The following is a 16,946-nucleotide window of genomic DNA, read 5'->3' as shown; positions in this document are numbered from 1 at the left end:
CGGACCGACTTTGCCCTATCTCTTTGATGAGGTCGCAGGGTGGCAGTTATATGGAGAGATTTCGTGAAAACACGCATTACCGAACTTCTGGCCATCCGGCACCCGATCGTACAAGGTGGCATGCACCATGTTGGATACGCCGAGATGGCCTCGGCAGTGTCCAATGCCGGCGGACTTGGTATCATCACCGGATTGACGCAGCGCACACCCGCCGATCTTGCTCGGGAGATTGCGCGATGCAAAGAGCTCACTGACAAACCCTTTGGCGTAAATCTGACGTTCTTGCCGTCAGTCACGCCTCCGGATTACCCCGGCTATGTCCGGGTCATTATCGACTCCGGTGTGAAGGTCGTCGAGACGGCTGGAAACAACCCGCAGGCTTATCTCCCCGCGCTGAAGGAAGCGAGCGTCAAGGTCGTGCACAAATGTACTTCGGTACGGCACGCGCTGAAAGCGGAAGCGATCGGCTGCGACGCGGTATCGATCGATGGTTTCGAGTGCGGCGGCCATCCCGGCGAAGACGACATACCAAACATGATCCTGCTGCCGCGCGCCTCTGAGGAATTGAAGATCCCGATACTGGCATCTGGCGGCATGGCCGATGCACGGTCTCTCGTTGCGGCGCTGGCCCTTGGCGCGGATGGAATGAACATGGGGACGCGGTTCATTGCGACCAAGGAGGCACCTGTCCACGATAACGTCAAGGCCGCGCTCCTGGCCGCTGACGAGCGCGACACACGGCTGATCATGAGACCGCTGCGCAACACCGAACGCGTTCTCATAAATGCGGCGGTTGAACGGGTTCTCGAAACAGAGCGGCAACGCGGCGCGGAAATCACCTTCGAAGATGTCATCGATGAAGTTGCCGGTGTCTACCCGCGAATCTTGCAAGGTGGCGAAATGGATGCAGGCGCATGGTCGTGCGGCATGGTTGCCGGGCTCATCCATGACATTCCGACATGCGAGGAGCTGATTGATCGTATTATGAGCGAGGCTGACGAGCTGATCCGCGGTCGGTTGGCAGGCCTTATTTGAGTTTGGCCGGATGCGTTACGGTCACGACGTCGGCTGTTTAGCGATCGCCTTCGCCCACGCACAAAGATGGGCCGAAACGTCGATGTCCATTTTCGAAGGGGTGTACCGTTGCGCGGAATGCAGTCGGCCCTGACGAAGTGTAATAAATATTCTATTCGTTTTAATACTGAAAAATGAGGGAAGGCTAGAATTGGCAGATTAGGGAGAAACATGATCATGGTTGCCGAAAACGAAACCGCCGTGGTGGTCGGTCCCCCCCAAATTCTTAAAAATCAAGCACAATCAAGCATCCATGATCCGGTGGAGGCCCAAAAACTCGGTTTCCGAGGGCCTGCGGTCGGAGCCAATGTCCATCTGGATCTGTTCGTGCCGCCGCTGACCGAGGTCTATGGCAACTGCTGGCTAGAGAAAGGCGCGTTGTCGCTCTATTTCCTGAATGTCGTGGTGTCGGGTGAGCAGGCGCGAGGCGTCGTCGAAAGGCCGTCTCACGACGGTGCTCAAGTGAATATACGAGAGGAGAGGGCGGATGATCCAAGTATCGTCGTCAGTTCCGGTACAGCTTCGCTTGGGGATCATTCTCGATCGGCACTGCGCACGCGCGATTTAAAAACTTGCGATGACGGTCAGCTTCGCATGCTCAAGGGCCTGAAGGTAGGGCAGCCGTTTGCTAGTCGCCAGCTAATCATTCCCCGCGCCCGGCAGGAACGACAACTTGAAGTTGGCGAACTGGCTGATCAAATGGGTTGGTATTCCGGTCGGTCGCCCTGGGGCGATCCGATCGCCTCGATGAACAATACCTCTTTGATGATGACCTTTTTGATAAATGACGACGATACGGTTGTTCCGAAAGACACCGTATCACCACATATCGGAGATGCGCTGTCCATATTCGGAGCATTCGAAATTGCATTCGAGAATGGCCCAGTCTTCCTCGACCGTCCATATACGATTGAAGGAAACGTCGTTGGAGTAGGCGATAGCCCAAAGACGGAGTTGTTGTGGTGGGACGCAGTTGCGCTAGACGGAAAAGGTGTGCCTGTTGTGCGAATGCGCCATTTGTTCCGATTTATGAAGGCTTCGTCTCCGCTTTACCCAGAGCTCAGCGCAGAGTGATCGCAAATACATCGTACAACGGATAAATGCTGCATTGATTAGATCTTTTTTGGTATTGATCACATGGAACCAAGAATAGCGAGCTTAGGTGTTTAGTGCACTGCTCTCTACTTCCTTCCAGTTTACTCGACATGGACTGTCAAACATGACTGAACAGAATGAAGATGCCATGGCCGCCGGCCAACAACATGAAGCGCTCAACTCGGGAACGAAAACAGTCGCTGACACCCACAAGTTCGAGGAAGCGCGGCTGGCCTCATGGATGCAGTCCAATGTTGAAGGGTATCACGGGCCCCTTGAGGTACGGCAATTCAAGGGCGGTCAGTCCAACCCGACATATCAGTTGGTCACGCCGGCCAAGAAATATGTCATGCGGCGCAAGCCACCCGGCAAGCTCCTTCCCTCCGCCCACGCCGTCGACCGGGAGTATAGGGTCATCACGGCACTTTATCCGACCGGCTTCCCCGTCGCAAAGTCATATGGACTTTGCACTGATGACGCAGTAATTGGCACGTGGTTCTATGTCATGGAGATGGTTGAGGGGCGCGTTCTTTGGGATCAAAGCCTGCCACAAAACGCACCCGTGGAACGCCGAGCCATCTACATGGCGCAGGTCAAGACATTGGCCGATCTCCATAATATCGACCACGCAGCGATCGGGCTGGCGGATTTTGGCAGGCCGGGCAACTATTTCGCTCGCCAGATCGCGCGTTGGACTAAGCAGTATGAGGCCTCTGGAGCCCCGCGTGTCGAGGAAATCGACAGGCTTATTGACTGGTTGCCCGCGACCGTACCTGATGATGACAGGTCAAGTATCGTTCACGGCGACTACCGGCTCGACAACATGGTGTTCCATCCAACCCAGTCGCGGGTTGCGGCCGTGCTGGACTGGGAACTCAGTACGATTGGCAATCCGCTGGCTGATTTCGCCTACCTTCTTTTCAATTGGCATGCCGGAATTATCACCGCCATTCCAGACTTGACCACGCACGGCATTCCGACTGTCGAGGAATATGTCGAAGAATATTGCCGGCTCACTGGACGCAGCGGCCTTCCCGACCTAGACTGGTATTTCGCTTATTGCAGCTTTCGGAATGTTTGCATCGTGCAGGGTATCCTCGGCCGCGTGCGCGACGGCAATGCCAACAGCCCGCAAGCCCATGCTGCGGCACAGGCGCAGTTACCAACTCTTGCCAATCTTGCGTGGAAATTCGCCGAGCGGGCTGGAGCGCGTTAAGGATGCGCACCGCTGACGGAATGGGATGATAATACGCGATGACCCTCAATTTTGCTCTTGAACATGAAGCCTTCCGCCAGGAAGTTCGCGCTTTTATTGCCGAGAATCTGGACGAACACATGCGCGCGATGATGGCACAGTCGAAGAACCATTATCTCGATAAGGCCGAGCAGGTTCGATGGTTCAAGCGCTTGGGGCGGAAAGGTTGGATCGCGCCCGGGTGGCCTGTTGAGTATGGCGGACCGGGCTGGGATCTGACCCAACGATACATTTTCGACATGGAAATGGCTATCGCTGACGCGCCTGATGCAAACAACATGGGCGTCAAGATGTGCGGACCCGTGTTGATGGCGTTCGGCACGCCGGAGCAAAAGGCGCAGCATTTACCGAAAATACTCAATAGCGACGTTTGGTGGTGTCAGGGTTACTCTGAGCCGAATGCTGGATCGGATCTGGCATCACTATCGCTTAAAGCTGAGCGCGACGGCGACGATTATGTGCTGAACGGGTCCAAGATGTGGACGACGCACGCGCAATGGGCCGATTGGATGTTCTGTCTGGCCCGAACGTCGAATGAAGGCCGTCGCCAGAACGGCATCTCCTTTTTGCTGATCGATATGAAAACGCCAGGCATCACCGTCGCGCCGATCGCAACGCTGGATGGGCCAGCGGAAGGCCAGCAGGAGGTCAACCAGACTTTCTTCGACAATGTCCGGGTCCCGGTCTCCAATCGCGTCGGCGCAGAAGGTGACGGTTGGACCTGTGCGAAGCATCTCCTTCAGTTTGAGCGAGGAGGAGCTCTCGCCCCTCTGGTAAAGGCGCGTCTGTCGAAGTTGCGACGGATCGCCAGCGTCGAGCGTGCCGATGACGGTCAGGCGCTAATTGAAGATCCTGATTTCTGGAGAAAGTTCTGCGACCTGGAAATTAGAATGGAGGCGCTCAGTGCTTTCGAACTGCGGACTTTCGCTGTGGGTGCCAAGGGTCAACCATTGGGGGCGGTGTCGTCGGCGCTCAAGGTGATCGGCAGTGAGCTCGTTCAGGCGGTAACCGAATTGGCTGTCGAAGCCGTCGGCGTCTACGCTCAGCCTTTTGTGCGCGACACTTGGGAAATGCTCCGCCCCGGCACTCGCGCGTTCCGCGCTGGCCCGAATTATGCTGCTGCAATATCACCTACTTACTTCAATCACCGCAAATACTCGATCTATGCCGGCAGTAATGAGATACAGCGCAACATCATCGCAAAAATGATCCTGGGGCTTTAGAGCGCGCCAGAAAAGTATTCTTTGCACGCAGGTTGTTCTGTCGCGCACGGTTGAGAAAAATTCGCTCACAATCATCCTTTTGCTGTGAGTGAGAGAAAACGCCCACCGATTATTTCGGTAAATTAGCCGGAGAGCAATGCGGTTCGATGAGGATGATTTATCTTAGATAAGCCATCATTTCTCCGTTTTCCAAATCAGGAGAGGAACCAATGAGCGTTATCAAGCTTTATGGATTCGCTGTCAGCACTCATGTTCGCTCCGCCCGCCTTGCGTTTCATGAGAAACACCTAGCCGTCGAGCTGCAGGAGATCATGGGAGAGCAATTGCAGTCTCCCGAATATACACGCATCAATCCGTTTCAGAAGATGCCGGCGCTCGAGCATGGAAGTCTCCGGCTTTACGAGACGCCCGCGCTGATGGCTTATGCGAATGCCATCGGATTGGGACCTTCTCTAGAGACCCAAGATCGAGTCGAGCGTGCGCGGATGTGGCAATTTGTAGGCGTCGCACAGAACTATTTACATCCTGTGGGCTGCATGCAGCTTTACTTCAATTCAGTACTCGCCCCTCTTTTCGACATGACTCCGGATGAAGCTGCAGCCGAGGCGGCCGTGGCGCCAACAGCCATCCACCTCGATGTTCTCGAAGAGGCTCTCGTGTCCGGCTACCTAGCGGGCAACGCCTTGAGTTTCGCTGACCTTTATTGTGGTGCGGCGGTCGATTACATCGCCCGTGCGAGAGGGGGGCGCGCCTTGGTGATGGATCGACCTAGGCTCAATGCCTGGCTCGCGAAATTGCGCGGGAGGGAAAGCTTCCAATCAACGTTTCCAGCTATGTTGCTTGGTACGGATCACGCGTGAAGCGAACTATGGCTCCATGCGTGTTATGAATAGCGGGTCACCTGCTATCGGCCCGCGCGCAAGTCTCGTATAGCTGTACAGGTCCCGTCCGGCGATGCTGCGAATTTGGAATATCAGCAATTTCATGTACGGTGCAGTATAATAACTTAAGCAGAGAGACCCAGTATGTCAGGGGGAAGCGCCCTCGATACCAACGCGGAGGGGCGCCAAGCAACTCTTGATGGCCTTGGGGTGTCGACGACTTCGGCCTTTGTTAGGGTGCTTTGCGCGAGTATGCGCTCCTACGCCCAGCTGCAAAAATAAGCATTATTATTAGGTCCAGCGCTGCATACGATCTCATTGCCGCAGAACTACTCTGCAAGCTTATTGCCGCCGAGCGCGCGATCAGCGGGGCAGCAAAGAATGTGATCAGTGTTAGCGTCGTATAGACACCGACAGCGCGACCGCGCATTCGGTCTGGCGTTTCCTCTAAAAGCCAGATCGAGAGCGTCGGCCCCAACAAGCCCTGGCCTATACCTACCAACGCTGCGCCTATGAATAACGTTGTCAGCAGCGACGCTTGGGCAATTACTATTGTCCCTATGCCTGCGGCCCCAAAAGCAAGAACTATTTTTGTTGATGGGGTCAGGCGCTGCAGTCTGGCGACGCTGAATGCCGCCAGGGCACTAGTCGCCGATACGGTAGCCAAGGCTAACCCCGTAAGCAAGGAACTGCCGACGGCCTTCTCTTGGAGCAGCGCGCCCAGTTCAAATGACGGGGGCATAATAAGCGCATTGCCCGCGACAGCCAAGCCGAAGATAAAAAACCACGCTGCCCGTGGAACTGCTCCCGCCGACGGCGTAGCGGTTAACGCGTCAACGTGCCCACTCCGTGCGATCGGCGCACGAGCAGTTATCAGCCCCAAAAAGAGAGGTATGCCAACAAACAAAGGTAGGAAAGCATATCGCCAATTTAGTTCACCGAGCGCACCGCTCACAATCGATACAAACATGCCGGCGACGGCCACAGCGGCACCCTGAGCGCTGAGCCACTTTTGCCGTGCATGGCCGGAATAATAATCACCGGTCAATGCGACGGCTGACGTCATCATTGCTCCAACAGCCAAGCCGACCACAGCACGCGAAACCAATATGAGTGTGAAAGATTCGACCCAGATCGGCATAACGGCACTGGCCGCGAAAACCGCAGCGCCGGGTACCAAAAGTTTTCGACGGTCAAGTCTCTCACCCAGCACGCCTGTGGCAACGCTGGAAAGCGCTGATGTAAGGAATGGCAGCACGGCGATCAGCGGGGCGAGCTCGGCAATATGGGGTTCGTTAGGAAAAGCCAGAATAACGGCCGGAAGTACCGGAAGCGCCGCGCAAACGGTCGCAATGATCATCGTCGTTGCACAGGTTAATAGAATGCCAAGCTTCACTCCCGCATCTCGATGCTCGCTTGCGTTGTTCATAATCACCTAAATCGCTATGGTATTTTATTAAGCACGAACTCGCTGGGGATCACACTCTGCCTAAGCCCGAGCCGAGAATTCGCGATCAAGCTACGGGCGTGCGAGGGTCGGACTGACAACCCGGTTTTCAATCGTACCGATTTGATCGACTTCACACCTGACGACATCGCCGACCTGAAGAAACTGTTGCGGCTTCATCGCAAGGCCTACGCCGCTGGGCGTACCCGTCGCCAACAAATCTCCTGGCTCAAGCGTAAAGGCATCCGAGAGGTAGGAAATCTGCTCCCAGACATTGTATACCAGCTCGCTGGTATTGCTATCTTGGCGCACATCACCATTCACATAGCAACGAATGCCGAGGGAGTGGGGATCGGAAATCTCATCAGCGGTCACAATCCAAGGACCAACCGGGCCATGTGTGTCGAACGATTTGCCCATGGTGAACGTAGGCGAATGCCCTTGCCAATCGCGAGCAGAAACATCATTGCACACCACGTAGCCAAAAACATAATTCTTCGCATTATCAACACTCACATGCTTGGCAACGTGCCCAATGATAACGCCAAGCTCAACCTCATAGTCGACCTTTTCACTAACGCCTGGATCAATATCGTCGAAAGGGCCAGAAATACAGGTGGTCTGCTTATTGAACCAAAATTGTTTCGGAGGAATGGAGGCACCGACCTCTTCGATATGCTTACGATAATTCATCCCAATCGCGAGATACTTGCCGGGGCGCTCAATTGGCGCCAGCAAAACTGGCTTTTCAACGGTCGTCTGGTCGCTGGAATCGAGCACAGCCTGAACGGCGGCAAGAGCATCCTTTCCGCCAGCGATTAATGACAGCATCGAAGGAAAGCGCGAGGACAATGATGCGAGAGAAACGGCTACTGCGCCGTTCATGACGCCAAGCCGTGGCGTCCCGTTATCGTCAAATCGAATCAAGCGCATGCAATTCTCCCTGGCTAGCGCGATGCCTAGAAACCTAGTAAAGGCAAAAAACCTATTTGACCACAGAAAAAATACTTTTTATGGCGTGACTTCGATGCGTTTCGCTACAACGTCTGGGCATACAGAGATAATGGATTGCTGGTTTGCCTCTATGAGATTTGCGCAGGCGCGGGTGATTATGGCCGAAGGCGGGTCCGCTGCTGGTCGTATAATGTGGCAGTTGCACAAAGCACGGGACGCGCGACGAGGCAAACAACACGAGGCCTGATATGAGCATTGCTAAGATTGAAGATATCGCGTTCGTGCGCTTTAATGCACCTGACCTCGCGGAAATGTGCTCGTTCATAGAAGATTTCGGGTTCTCTAGCCTGTTACATGACGGAAAGTTGTACGGCAGGGGAGCAGATGGCTCGCCATATCTTCATGTGACAGAACCGGGAAGTCCGGGATTCGCAGGGGTGGGCTTTCGCGTTTCTTCCCGCGCCGAACTTGAGGCGCTGGCGGAGCGTGATGCCGTGCCTGTAGTGAATTCTAGCGCGCCGGGTGGCGGTGCTGTCGTTCGACTCCATGATCCGGACGGCAACTCGGTAGATGTCGTGGGGGAACAGGAATTCGCCCCCGCCAAGCTTCTTCCACCGGCGTTGGTCAATTCACCTGGCGAACGGCGCCGTCTGCGCAGCTCTGTCCGCATTTCGGCCGGCGCGTCGAGTGTCTACCGCCTCGGGCATGTCGTGCTCAATGTCCGTGACTTTGCCGTGTCGGAAGCCTGGTATAAAGAGCGATTTGGGTTACTGACTTCGGACCAGGTCGAGAACGAGGAAGGCAAGCCATATGGCGCTTTTCTTCGGTGCGACAGGGGGGATATTCCAACCGACCATCATACGCTTTTCTTGCTGCAGTCATCGGAGCAGCTTGGTCTGAACCACGCGGCGTTCGAGGTTGTCGGCTTCGATGACCTAATGAGGGGGCACAGCTATCTCAAGGCACGCAACAGGCAGCATGCGTGGGGGGTGGGCCGCCACCTCCTTGGCAGCGCGATTTTTGACTACTGGCAAGATCCTTGGGGTAACGTAGTTGAACATTGGACTGACGGGGATCTGTTCATTTCGGCCGACCAGCCTAATGTTGTCGGAGATAAAGAACTGATCGGAACATTGTGGATGACATAGCCTGGCCGTCACGCTCGCCTATTATGCTGTATCTTACACTCATAAAGATCAAGTGACCATAAATATGTAGATGGATATCTTTTTATGGATAAGCCTATACTAACTGTCTCTCATCATTGATTGGAGTGAATAATGGCCTACAGTGGACGCCAGTTGCATTCGATGATCGATGCATCCGGAAACTTGACCCTGTCTTTGAAGCAAGTAATCGTTCCAGATCCTGATGATGACGAAGTTATTGTTCGTGTCGAAGCAACCCCGATCAATCCAAGCGATCTGGGCTTGCTGCTTGGACCTGCGGATGTTTCATCCCTCAAAGAAGATAGCGCCGGCTCAAGACTTACGTTCACCATTCCTCCCGGGCGGCTTGGACCGGTCGCCGGCAGGCTCGGTCAATCCCTGGCGGCGGGGGGCGAAGGCGCCGGTACTGTTGTTGCCGCCGGAAAAAATGCGGCGGAATTTGTCGGAAAGACTGTCGCGATGCTCGCGGGCGGCATGTATTCTGATTATCGCTTGATCCGCGCTGAGAATGTCGTCGTCGTGCCCGACGGTGCGACTGCCGCGCAAAGCGCGTCCATGTTCGTGAATCCGCAAACCTCGCTGGGATTTGTCGAAACGGCGCGACTCGAAGGTCACAAGGCTATCATTCACGCCCCTGCGGCGTCGAACCTCGGCAGGATGCTGCAACGGATTTGCCTTGCCGACGACATACCCCTTATCAATATCGTCCGCTCGCAGGCGCAAGTCGAGATAATGCGCAGTCTCGGCGCGACCCGAATACTTAACAGCAACGACGATGATTTTGTCGCCCGCTTGACCGATGAGATCGCAGCCGTCGAAGCCACGGTCGCGTTCGATGCGATCGGCGGCGGATCGCTAGGTAGCACAATTCTGCATGCGATGGAGCGTGCAGCAATACGCAACATGAAGGTCTACGACCGTTATGGATCTGATACTTTCAAGCAACTTTATATTTATGGAAATCTTGATCAATCAGAAACAATCATCAACCGGGCGGGGCTGGGATACAATTGGGGGGCTTGTGGCTGGCTCCTCCCGCCCTTCCTGCAAAAGATCGGCGAAGACGGCGCGGATCGATTGCGCAAGCGTATTGTAGACGAGCTTACAACCACTTTTTCAAGCCACTATACAAGAACCATAACGCTTTCAGAGGCTTTGCAACCCGAAATCCTCCGAGCCTATGCGCGACGAGCCGCTGGAGAAAAGTTCCTGGTCAACCCAGCTCTGGGCTAGCGGGTTAGATGGCCAGGCAGGCACGGTCGGTGCGGTTTCAAGTAAAGTCCCGGATAGCCGTCGTGTTAACACCGCCTGCTTCACCGCTGTACCGGAGAGCCCGATGGAACTGACATTGACAGATGAGCAACTGATGCTGCGCGACATGCTTGCCGCCTATCTGCTCGATAATTACAGCTTTGACAAACGACAGGCGATACTGGCTGACCCGCTCGGCTGGCGGCCACAAATCTGGAAAGCCTTTGCCAGCGAGTTGGGCATTCTCGGTGCATCATTTCCGGAAGAACTCGGCGGCATCAGCGGCGGCATGATTGAAAATATGGTGATCATGACCGAGCTGGGAAAGGCGCTCGTGATCGAGCCTTATCTAAGCACTGTCGTTATCGCCGGTGGCTTCCTGAAGCACTCCGATCATCCCGCCAGTGCAGATCTCATAACTGCGATCATCGGTGGCGAAGCGATCTTCGCATTCGCTCAGGCCGAACCCGAAAGCCGCTACAACCTCGCTGCCGTCAGGACTGCTGCGGTAAAGCAAGGATCAGGGTGGGTCCTGAACGGGCACAAGGCGGTTGTCATCGGAGCGCCTTACGCTACCCATCTGGTCGTCAGCGCACGGACGGCTGGCGCCGAGCGGGACCGCGCGGGGATATCCATTTTTATCGTCGAGAAGAGTGCAAAAGGCTTGACGACGCAGGACTTCGCGACGGTGGACGGAAACCGGGCTTCCGAAGTTTTCTTCAACAATGTGAGTCTTGCCGAGGATGCACTGTTGGGGCCGCTTGATAACGGCTTGCCGTTGATCGAGAGGGTAGTGGACGAAGCCATCCTGGCTACATGCGCAGAAGCTTGCGGCGTGATGCAAAAGCTGCTCAGCGGCACGGTCGAATTCACGAAGCAACGCGAGCAATTCGGTGTGCCTATCTCCACTTTTCAGGTGCTGCAGCACCGTATGGTCGACATGTTCATGCATGTCGAACAGGCAGAAGCGATGACTTTCTTGGCCAGCCTCGAAATGGAAGACGCCGCAGGTCGGGCGAGAGCCGTCTCGGCCACTAAAGTACAGGTAAGCAGGGCCTGTCGCTTCATCGGCCAGAATTCCGTCCAGCTGCACGGCGGCATTGGCATCACGGATGAACTGATGATTGGGCATTTCTTCAAACGCGCAACCATGATCGAAAATGCTTTCGGCAATGTCGATTACCATTTGCGGCGTTACCAAGCGCTAGGCCTCGACACGGCCGCGTAGCACTACTTTGGCAGAAGAGTGATTTTATGGATTCCCGTTCATGTTGACGGGTGATTCGGTGATTCATAGAGAGCTGGCGTTGGACGGATGTCGGGGATGGATGGTGATTGGGGGGAGCTGGACCGTTGGCAGGAGCCGTATCTGAAGGGCCTCGGTCACTAGGCGCGGCGGTGGATATGCCCGGCCTATTTCGCCGACCTGATCGGAGCGGGAGATCACAAGATCATCCTCTGATGGCGGCGCGGACGAGCGAAGTCGGCTACGCGCCGCATCTGTAACTGGCAATCGCATGGGCTGAAATCACACGTGCTTGCTGCCCCTTGCCTGATAGCCCCGACCTCTTGACGGGATCGTTATTCCGTATCTGCGAAAATCCGCTTCAATTCGCTCTTGAGGATCTTTCCGTTAGCATTCCGCGGTAAATGCTCTGGCAAAAACGAGATTCTGACCGGCACCTTGAAGGCCGCTGCGCGGTCACCGACCCAGGTTTGAAGCTCTTCTTCGGTGGCGAATGCCCCCGTTCGCAGGTGAACGACTGCACCAGGCTCTTCGCCAAGCGTTTTGTGCGGGATACCGACAACCGCAGCATCGATGACGTCGGGATGATCGTAAAGAATGTTTTCGACTTCGATGCAATAGATGTTCTCGCCACCTCGAATTAGCATGTCCTTTATCCGATCGATGATAAAGAGAAACCCTTCCTCATCGATCCGCGCCAGATCACCTGTGCGCAACCAGCCGTTCTGAAACATTTCAGCGGTCGCCTCCGGCTTGTTCCAATACCTCTTTACCACCTGAGGACCTTTGACCCACAGTTCGCCCACCATGCCCGGGGGAAGAACTGTTTGCCCATCCGCGGGGTCTCGTATTTGCATTTCGCCGACTGGGGCGGCGATGCCAACGCTCTCAGGATGGTCTTCGTAGTCTGGCCCCATGTGGCCTGCGAAACTCGCGCTAGTCTCTGTCATCCCCCAACCGGTGCCGATGGCGACGCCGGGAAACGCCTCCCGGATTTTCCTGGGCAGCTCGGGCGCAGATGGTGCACCGCCGTAACTCACGGTACGCAATGACGACAGGTCGTAATCACGGCGCATCGGATGCTCGATCAGCTGCCAGGGGATAGTCGGAACACCACCGATGTGATTGATTTTATGATGTTCTATCATACGAAGCGCTTGCTCGGCATCCCACCGCCGCATGAATATGATCTTGCCACCCGAATTCATCGTCGGAATAAATATCGAAGCAAGTCCCGTGACATGGAACAAAGGCACGACCATCAATGTGGTCTCTTGAGCTTGTTCCACCCCAGTACTGTCCGAACCCGGCTCGCCTAGTCGCACCAGCTTTCGCGCGTTGGCGAAGCTATTGGTCCATATGGCCGTAGTGATGTTTCGATGGGTAGCCAGTGCGCCCTTCGGGTTGCCGGATGTTCCCGATGTATAGAGAATGGTGGCGTCGTCTTCTGGGCCCAAGGCTACGTCCGGCAGGGCCTTCGCGGCCAGATTAGGCCATTCCTTGACAGACCCGATCAACTGCTCCAGCCTCTCTGTTTTGGGCGGCAGATTTCCGTTTGCCTTGCGTGCTACATAGACTTTTTCGACAAACCCAGCTTTGGCAACGAAATCGGAAATCTGACCCAGCCGCTCGCCATCGATAAATATAACTCGCGCGCCTGAGTCGATCAGACCGTATTTCAGTTCAGCGGATGCCCACCGAGCGTTCAGCGGGGTGACAATCGCGCCCACGAGTGCGGCGGCAAAAAAGGCAACCGGCCATTCCGGCAGATTGCGCATGATTATCGCAACCCTGTCCCCCTTTTGCACACCGTCGTCGATGAGGTGCTGAGCTAGAGCAATCGTGGCGCGTCTGAATGCATCATAAGTTACAGCGTCATGCTCGTAGATCATCAATACACGATCGGCGAATTTCTCCGTATCAAGGAAAATATCACGGAGATTGTTCGGAGCGAACTTCCAGGTTGAGCAGGTCCTATCTTCGATAACTTTCTGCTCTAGTTCAAATATTTCTCCAGAAGCGGTCATGCATCGATGGGCTTCTGCAATCGACATTACTGGGTTATATGATTTTCCCATAAGAGAACCTCGCGAGTGTCGTTCCAACGTGGCGATGCATAGTGCCGCGCGCTCATTGGTCCATTTTCAGAATAATCGGTTCGTTGGCGACGAAATTAATCTCCTCGCGCCCCTCCCAACCTCGCGCGCAGCCGGCGCATTCCCTGAATCCAGCGATCGTAATCCGCAGCTTTGCGTTGCATATATGTCATGACGATCGGATGGGGGAGAATTAGGAAAACTTCGGCAGCCAAACCACGGATTACGCTGTCGGCAACCTGATCTGGTGTTAGCACTCCGTCTATATTCTCCGCTTGCGAACTGGCATCTCCTTTGCGTAACATCGCCGTATCGACGGCTTGGGGGCACAGGATCGATACCTTGATTCCTTGATCGCCTTGCGTGATGGCGAGAGACTCTGCAAAACCAACCGCCGCATGTTTGGTGGTCGCGTAGGCTGCTCCGCCGATTTGTGAAAGCAGTCCCGCAGCGGAGACCGTGTTCAGAAAATAACCATTGCCGCGCGCGCGCATCCCTGGAATGACAGCACGGGCGGCATAGACATGCGCCATGACGTTGACTTCCCATGCCCGGGTCCAGACATCATCAGGAGATGAGGCCGCATTTTGCTCGTCCGTGTCGGGTTCTCCCACGCCTGCGTTGGAGCAAAAAAGATCGATCCCGCCGTGACGTGATTCAATGTCGGCAACCATGTCGATCATGGCTTGCCCATCAGTGACATCCAAAGTCACCGTCTCGCCACCGATCGCTGCTGCCACAGCCGCGGCCCGCTCACCATCACGGTCGACGACCACAACGAGTTTGGCGCCCTCGCGCGCGAAGCGACGGGCCAGGGCCTCTCCGATTCCGCCGGCCGCTCCTGTAACGACGATCACTTTGTTTTTCGGGTCCATCTTATTTTCCGATCTCCACCGCGGCTTTATACTTTCCGAACTCTGCGCGCGCGATGCTGCGAGCGTGCACTTCGTCCGGCCCATCGGCAATGCGCAGCGTGCGGACTGCTGCCCAATCATAAGCGAGGTGGAAGTCGGCGCTCACGCCTGCTCCCCCGTGCGCCTGAACCGCGTCATCGATAATTTGAAGCGCCATGTGGGGCGCTTGCACCTTGATCATCGCAATTTCGTTGCGCGCTGCCTTATTGCCCGCCCGGTCCATCATGTCGGCGGCTTTCAGGCAGAGCAGGCGCGTCATCTCAATATCGATGCGCGCCCGTGCGATGCGCTCCTCCCATACCGAATGGTCTGCGATGCGCTTCCCGAACACTGAGCGCGAAAGCAGGCGCCTGGTCATCGCTTCCAGGGCCTCTTCAGCGATGCCGATCGTGCGCATGCAATGATGGATGCGGCCTGGCCCTAGCCGCCCTTGAGCAATTTCAAATCCACGTCCTTCACCAAGCAGGAGGCTTTCTGCCGGTACGCGAACATTGGTGAGTGTAACCTCAGCCTCTCCGGTGGGGGCATGATCGTAACCGTAAAACGAAAGTCGGCGCTCGATAGTAATCCCCGGCGTGTCGAGATCGACGAGAATCATCGCCTGCTGACGATGCGGCTCGGCGCCGGGGTCTGTCTTTCCCATAACGATAGCGACCTTGCAGCGCGGATCGGGCACACCCGTCGACCACCATTTTCGGCCGTTGATCACATAGAAATCTCCATCGCGCCGGATGTCAGTTTGGATATTGATGGCGTCCGAGGAGGCTATGTCAGGTTCGGTCATCAAGAAGGCGGACCGAATCTCACCTTCCATCAACGGCTTCAGCCAGCGCTCTTTCTGAGCCCTAGTGCCATACCGGTGGAGAACTTCCATATTGCCTGTATCGGGAGCGGAACAGTTAAAAACCTCTGACGCCCAGTGAATGCGTCCCATCTCTTCTGCACAGAGCGCGTATTCCAGATTCGTAAGGCGTTCGCCCGTAAACTCGAAGCTATCGTCAACCTGTACGTTTGATCCGGTCGGCGGCATGAAAAGGTTCCAGAGACCTGCAGCCTTCGCCTTTTCCTTAAGGGTTACGACGCTTTGCAAGACCGCAAAGCGACCGCCAGCCTCAAGCTCTTGCCGGTGAAGCGAAACCACAGGACGCACCTCGTCCGTCATAAAATCGTGCACGCGATCCGAAAAATTTCGCTCTCGTTCTGTCAAAGAAAAATCCACGTCGAGATCCAATCAATAGAGTTTTCTGAAAGATATATATATTATCTGGCCTGTCCAGCCGTTTGTGGGGTTCGCAGCGCCGTCAGCCTGGGACGACGGCATTGAGCTCATTTCCGCTGGGCGCCTTACGTGGCACCGCTTGCCCCTCTTTACACGAGCAAAATATCGCGAAGCCGTTTCAAATGGCCCGCATCCAGCCGTAGTTCTTCCATGAAATAGTCGCTGATGTGGGGGTATCTGCGGTCGATGGCGTCTAATGCCGCTTCGATATAGGCGGGATCAGCCGCAGTCATTACTGCGATGGCTTCTGGCGGTAATCGACGGCGTACTGCTTCCTCGTCGACACGAGGAGCAAAGGTCTGATCTGTCGTTGGCCTAGCATGAAGAAGGGGGCCAGATCTTATGTAGTCTTCAATTATGGACGACCGGGGTACTCCCAAGGCTGCAAGTAAGACCGCGCATACTATGCCAGTACGGTCTTTGCCCGCCGAACAATGGACGACACATGGCGTGCCCTCTTCAAGAATGGATGTGAACACGTCGGCGATCACAGGCGCAAAAACGAAAGGAAGATCGCAATAGAAATCGTGCATAAGACGGCGAATGCCGGGCACGTCTGCTGAATATTCCAGCGCCATATCGACCAGCCGGCGTTTGTGGGGCGGTCGATATGTCTTTGTAACCAATCCTTCGCAAGACCAAGCCGTGGGCGCCCCCTCCCGTTCGAGGCGAGCGCGAAGGTCGTGGACGACCTTTATTCCCAAACCGTTCAGCATAATCAAATCGCCTTCGGACAGTCTGGCTAAGGCATTGGAACGGAAGAGCGCACCCAGAATAAGCTTCCGGCCGTCTTCTGTGCCCCAACCGCCGAGATCTCGGAAATTTGCCGCACCTTCCAACATAACCACCGCACCTCCTCATAAATCAATCGCGCATTTCCCTCGGTCACCGACGAAATTCGGCGGCCCCGGCAGTCCTTATACGGACTCTGAGACTCGCATGCCGATGCTAGCCATAAAAATATTTATTGCTTGCATAAATCTATTATGGCAATCAGCAAATGCTGCTGAATGCCGGGAGCGTGGAGTGCGCGGGCTCAGCAGCATAAGTAAATTCTGGAGA

14 protein-coding genes are annotated in these 16,946 nt (G+C 55.4%); 8 read left to right on the top strand and 6 right to left on the bottom strand.

All coding sequences use genetic code 11. From position 1 onward, the window contains the following. Window positions 1-63: 63 nt before the first annotated feature. The 5 genes from ASE00_RS08655 to ASE00_RS08635 all read left to right on the top strand — a co-directional run bounded on the left by ASE00_RS08655 (window position 64) and on the right by ASE00_RS08635 (window position 5,507). The gene (locus tag ASE00_RS08655; protein WP_056379068.1) at window positions 64-1,035 is read left to right on the top strand and encodes an NAD(P)H-dependent flavin oxidoreductase; all 972 of its coding nucleotides are present in this window, start codon (window positions 64-66) and stop codon (window positions 1,033-1,035) included. Between the two features lie 210 nt (window positions 1,036-1,245). Next, complete coding sequence (locus tag ASE00_RS08650; RefSeq protein WP_056379066.1) at window positions 1,246-2,148, top strand: hypothetical protein; 903 nt, start codon at window positions 1,246-1,248, stop codon at window positions 2,146-2,148. Window positions 2,149-2,293: 145 nt separating this feature from the next. Continuing rightward, complete coding sequence (locus ASE00_RS08645; protein ID WP_235538578.1) at window positions 2,294-3,385, top strand: phosphotransferase family protein; 1,092 nt, start codon at window positions 2,294-2,296, stop codon at window positions 3,383-3,385. Window positions 3,386-3,423: 38 nt separating this feature from the next. Beyond that, on the top strand, window positions 3,424-4,647 hold the full coding sequence (locus ASE00_RS08640; RefSeq protein ID WP_056379064.1) for an acyl-CoA dehydrogenase family protein: 1,224 nt from the start codon (window positions 3,424-3,426) through the stop codon (window positions 4,645-4,647). Between the two features lie 209 nt (window positions 4,648-4,856). Next, window positions 4,857-5,507 (top strand): glutathione S-transferase family protein, encoded by a 651-nt coding sequence (locus ASE00_RS08635; RefSeq protein ID WP_056379062.1) that lies wholly within the window; start codon window positions 4,857-4,859, stop codon window positions 5,505-5,507. Window positions 5,508-5,760: 253 nt separating this feature from the next. Here ASE00_RS08635 and ASE00_RS08630 read toward each other — a convergent pair whose 3' ends face one another. Both ASE00_RS08630 and ASE00_RS08625 read right to left on the bottom strand, forming a co-directional pair. After that, the gene (locus tag ASE00_RS08630; RefSeq protein WP_082594531.1) at window positions 5,761-6,957 is read right to left on the bottom strand and encodes an MFS transporter; all 1,197 of its coding nucleotides are present in this window, start codon (window positions 6,955-6,957) and stop codon (window positions 5,761-5,763) included. 90 nt (window positions 6,958-7,047) lie between these two features. Next, window positions 7,048-7,908, bottom strand: coding sequence for a fumarylacetoacetate hydrolase family protein (locus ASE00_RS08625; RefSeq protein WP_056379058.1), 861 nt, complete (start codon window positions 7,906-7,908; stop codon window positions 7,048-7,050). Window positions 7,909-8,177: 269 nt separating this feature from the next. Between ASE00_RS08625 and ASE00_RS08620 the strand changes: the two genes are divergently transcribed. From ASE00_RS08620 to ASE00_RS08610, 3 genes are all read left to right on the top strand, one after another. Then, on the top strand, window positions 8,178-9,077 hold the full coding sequence (locus ASE00_RS08620; RefSeq protein WP_056379055.1) for a VOC family protein: 900 nt from the start codon (window positions 8,178-8,180) through the stop codon (window positions 9,075-9,077). Between the two features lie 162 nt (window positions 9,078-9,239). Continuing rightward, entirely contained in the window at window positions 9,240-10,331 is a 1,092-nt protein-coding gene (locus ASE00_RS08615) for an alcohol dehydrogenase catalytic domain-containing protein (RefSeq protein WP_235538577.1), read from the top strand. Next, window positions 10,279-11,577 (top strand): acyl-CoA dehydrogenase family protein, encoded by a 1,299-nt coding sequence (locus tag ASE00_RS08610; protein WP_321164012.1) that lies wholly within the window; start codon window positions 10,279-10,281, stop codon window positions 11,575-11,577. The genes ASE00_RS08615 and ASE00_RS08610 overlap by 53 nt, the downstream gene beginning before the upstream one ends. Before the next feature lie 353 nt (window positions 11,578-11,930). On the opposite strand, the gene ASE00_RS08605 is transcribed toward ASE00_RS08610, so the two are convergent. From ASE00_RS08605 to ASE00_RS22870, 4 genes are all read right to left on the bottom strand, one after another. Next, entirely contained in the window at window positions 11,931-13,649 is a 1,719-nt protein-coding gene (locus ASE00_RS08605) for a class I adenylate-forming enzyme family protein (RefSeq protein ID WP_235538576.1), read from the bottom strand. 119 nt (window positions 13,650-13,768) lie between these two features. Continuing rightward, window positions 13,769-14,566, bottom strand: coding sequence for an SDR family oxidoreductase (locus tag ASE00_RS08600; protein WP_056379047.1), 798 nt, complete (start codon window positions 14,564-14,566; stop codon window positions 13,769-13,771). Between the two features lies 1 nt (window position 14,567). Beyond that, window positions 14,568-15,824: an acyl-CoA dehydrogenase family protein gene (locus tag ASE00_RS08595; protein ID WP_056379467.1), complete on the bottom strand. Its 1,257-nt coding sequence runs from the start codon at window positions 15,822-15,824 to the stop codon at window positions 14,568-14,570. A gap of 149 nt (window positions 15,825-15,973) precedes the next feature. Continuing rightward, entirely contained in the window at window positions 15,974-16,726 is a 753-nt protein-coding gene (locus ASE00_RS22870; protein WP_082594530.1) for a tyrosine-protein phosphatase, read from the bottom strand. Window positions 16,727-16,946: the final 220 nt, after the last annotated feature.

Origin of the sequence: Sphingomonas sp. Root710 (genome assembly GCF_001429065.1) — a bacterium.
Classification (GTDB): domain Bacteria; phylum Pseudomonadota; class Alphaproteobacteria; order Sphingomonadales; family Sphingomonadaceae; genus Rhizorhabdus.
Note: the sequence above shows the minus strand (reverse complement) of the source record. Positions and strands in the feature narration are given on the sequence as shown.

What these genes read in the sequence shown, in the direction of transcription:
- ASE00_RS08650 (WP_056379066.1), top strand. Translation starts at nt 1,246, where the DNA reads ATGATCATGGTTGCCGAAAACGAAACCGCCGTGGTGGTCGGTCCCCCC.
- ASE00_RS08645 (WP_235538578.1), top strand. Translation starts at nt 2,294, where the DNA reads ATGACTGAACAGAATGAAGATGCCATGGCCGCCGGCCAACAACATGAA.
- ASE00_RS08640 (WP_056379064.1), top strand. Translation starts at nt 3,424, where the DNA reads ATGACCCTCAATTTTGCTCTTGAACATGAAGCCTTCCGCCAGGAAGTT.
- ASE00_RS08635 (WP_056379062.1), top strand. Translation starts at nt 4,857, where the DNA reads ATGAGCGTTATCAAGCTTTATGGATTCGCTGTCAGCACTCATGTTCGC.
- ASE00_RS08630 (WP_082594531.1), bottom strand. Translation starts at nt 6,957, where the DNA reads ATGAACAACGCAAGCGAGCATCGAGATGCGGGAGTGAAGCTTGGCATT.
- ASE00_RS08625 (WP_056379058.1), bottom strand. Translation starts at nt 7,908, where the DNA reads ATGCGCTTGATTCGATTTGACGATAACGGGACGCCACGGCTTGGCGTC.
- ASE00_RS08620 (WP_056379055.1), top strand. Translation starts at nt 8,178, where the DNA reads ATGAGCATTGCTAAGATTGAAGATATCGCGTTCGTGCGCTTTAATGCA.
- ASE00_RS08615 (WP_235538577.1), top strand. Translation starts at nt 9,240, where the DNA reads ATGATCGATGCATCCGGAAACTTGACCCTGTCTTTGAAGCAAGTAATC.
- ASE00_RS08610 (WP_321164012.1), top strand. Translation starts at nt 10,279, where the DNA reads ATGCGCGACGAGCCGCTGGAGAAAAGTTCCTGGTCAACCCAGCTCTGG.
- ASE00_RS08605 (WP_235538576.1), bottom strand. Translation starts at nt 13,649, where the DNA reads ATGTCGATTGCAGAAGCCCATCGATGCATGACCGCTTCTGGAGAAATA.
- ASE00_RS08600 (WP_056379047.1), bottom strand. Translation starts at nt 14,566, where the DNA reads ATGGACCCGAAAAACAAAGTGATCGTCGTTACAGGAGCGGCCGGCGGA.
- ASE00_RS22870 (WP_082594530.1), bottom strand. Translation starts at nt 16,726, where the DNA reads ATGTTGGAAGGTGCGGCAAATTTCCGAGATCTCGGCGGTTGGGGCACA.